Genomic DNA, 2,252 nt, shown 5'->3' with positions numbered 1-2,252 from the left:
GAATCGAAAAGGCCTTCACCAGTGAAAAGATCATCGAGACTCCCCTGGTCAACGTCATCCGCGCCGCATGCGAGAAATGTCCCGAGGATCAGGTTATCGTCACCGACGGATGCCAGTCGTGCATGGCACATCCATGTTCGATCGTATGCCCGAGAAACGCCATTTCATTCCCTGAGGGAAAAGCACTCATAGACCAGGAGAAGTGCATAAAATGCATGAAATGTGTCCAAGTATGCCCCTATGCCGCCATTACCAGGAGAGTACGTCCCTGCGCCGAGGCGTGTGGTGTGGATGCAATCGATTCGGATGAGGAAGGGTATGCCCGTATCCATCAAGATATTTGCGTAAGCTGCGGACTATGCACAGTATCCTGCCCCTTCGCCGCCATTTCCGACAAATCGGAGATTGTCCAGGTGACCTTCTCCCTCATGGAACGGAAACGGAAGACGACTTCCCCGAAGCTGCATGCGATCGTGGCACCATCATTCACCGGGCAGTTCGGCAACAAGGTGACACCGGAAATGATATTTGCCGGCATCCAGCGTCTGGGATTCGACCGGGTGATGGAAGTCGCCTATGGCGCGGATTGCGACACAATCCTACTCGCCGAAAAATACACAACCAAACAGGGAAAATTTCTTGGAACTTCCTGTTGCCCTTCGTGGGTCTTGACCGCACGAAATTCCTATCCGGATCTGGCGGAAAATATCGCCGACAGCTATACACCGATGGTGGAGACGGCGAAGAAGATCAAGGAATCCGATGTACATGCGAAGGTAATCTTCATCGGACCATGCATTGCCAAGAAGTATGAGGCACTCACCACCGAAGTGTCGGGATATGTGGATCATGTCTTGACCTTCGAGGAGCTTGCGGCGCTCTTCGTTGCCTTCGAGATTGATCTCTCGACAATCGGGGAGAGTCCTGCCATTCAGGACGCGAGCATACTCGGGCGCGGATATGCGAATGCTTCGGGAGTCGGGAATGCGATCATCAGGACAGCAGAAGAGAAGTTCGGTATAACGGACATCAGCTTCGAAAAAGCAGACACCCTCTCCGATTGTCTTGAGATGCTGAAACATATCGACAAAGGTAGTACCTGTCCGGATCTTGTGGAAGGAATGGCATGTCCCGGAGGATGCGTAGGCGGTCCCGGTACATTGGCTTCACCTCCCACGGCGGCACGGCACGTGGCAAGGTTTGCTTCATCGGCACCCTTCGAGTTTCCCTTGTGTGATAAAATCGAGAGCTAATAAAACCATGCACTGATACTAAATTCTAGCCATCTTCTTTCATAAAAGGTATCAGTTTCGTAAATGGGTCACTGCATCCTGTGCACTATCTTTTTACTCGCATTGTTGTTAGGCAAGCTAAACTTGATTCCCTTCTCTACTCAAGATGCCTACCCGCCTATCGTCAACGGTTGGTATTTTGTCACCGGGTTGTGCTCAACAGTTGTTGACGATTTTATTCTGCTTTTAAATTCTTACTCACTCTATGGTGGATTCTATATAAGTAAGCCTCACTCAGAAAGCATTCTCAGGAGTCATGACCACCGGGAAATATCGGTACCAGGAAGAACTGTCATATTTTCCTCAGAAAGTGTCACTTTAGGGCACTGAGCGAGTGATTTGACGATTTCAGGTACCGGGTAGAACTTCCAAAAAATCCACAAACCTGAAGATATATATCTTGTTAGACCTTTATGTGTACGGTTTGGTAGTCACTTTCTACTCGACTGCCACTGCAAAAGGTACGGCCTCCCCTGTCTTTTCAAGAGGAGGCAAAAGAATCAACATAAGTTCGATACGCTCAGAATGCAATCTCCTGGTCAATCTCATCAAGTTCTTCACGCTCATCTGCCTTGGCAGTGGTATTTGGCTCTTTCTTGAACTCGACATGCTCAGCTACCACGAGGATGCGCTTCCGGTTTCCTCCATCCTTGTCAGGCCAGCGCCCTTGGCGAAGTCTTCCAACCCCTCTCACTCCCCTTCCTTTCTGTAGATAAGTCATGCAGTTCTTACTCAGCGTTCCCCATGCCTGAACGTTGATGAACATCACCTCTTCCACGGCTTCTGCTTTTGCGTTACGAAAGAACCTGTTAACAGCGATTGCAAACTTTGTCATCGCGCTTGTATTCTCCCCGAGTTCCACACGCTCAGGGTCCCTTACAAGGTTTCCTTCCAACAATACTGAGTTCAAATTATTCATAGATCCTCCTGACCCCATAGGTCAACTTCCCCTCCATGCAC

At 49.6% G+C, this 2,252-nt stretch carries 2 protein-coding genes; one reads left to right on the top strand and one right to left on the bottom strand.

Going from position 1 to position 2,252, the window contains the following annotated elements:
• On the top strand, nt 1-1,253 hold a 1,253-nt coding region (locus JF818_RS14130), incomplete at its 5' end, for a monomeric [FeFe] hydrogenase (protein ID WP_198892621.1).
• Between the two features lie 559 nt (nt 1,254-1,812).
• Here JF818_RS14130 and JF818_RS14125 read toward each other — a convergent pair.
• On the bottom strand, nt 1,813-2,211 hold the full coding sequence (locus tag JF818_RS14125) for a single-stranded DNA-binding protein (protein WP_198892620.1): 399 nt from the start codon (nt 2,209-2,211) through the stop codon (nt 1,813-1,815).
• Nucleotides 2,212-2,252 lie beyond the last annotated feature (41 nt).

This window comes from Sphaerochaeta sp. S2, assembly GCF_016406725.1.
GTDB lineage: Bacteria > Spirochaetota > Spirochaetia > Sphaerochaetales > Sphaerochaetaceae > Sphaerochaeta.
Note: the sequence above shows the minus strand (reverse complement) of the source record. Positions and strands in the feature narration are given on the sequence as shown.

What these genes read in the sequence shown, in the direction of transcription:
- JF818_RS14125 (WP_198892620.1), bottom strand. Translation starts at nt 2,211, where the DNA reads ATGAATAATTTGAACTCAGTATTGTTGGAAGGAAACCTTGTAAGGGAC.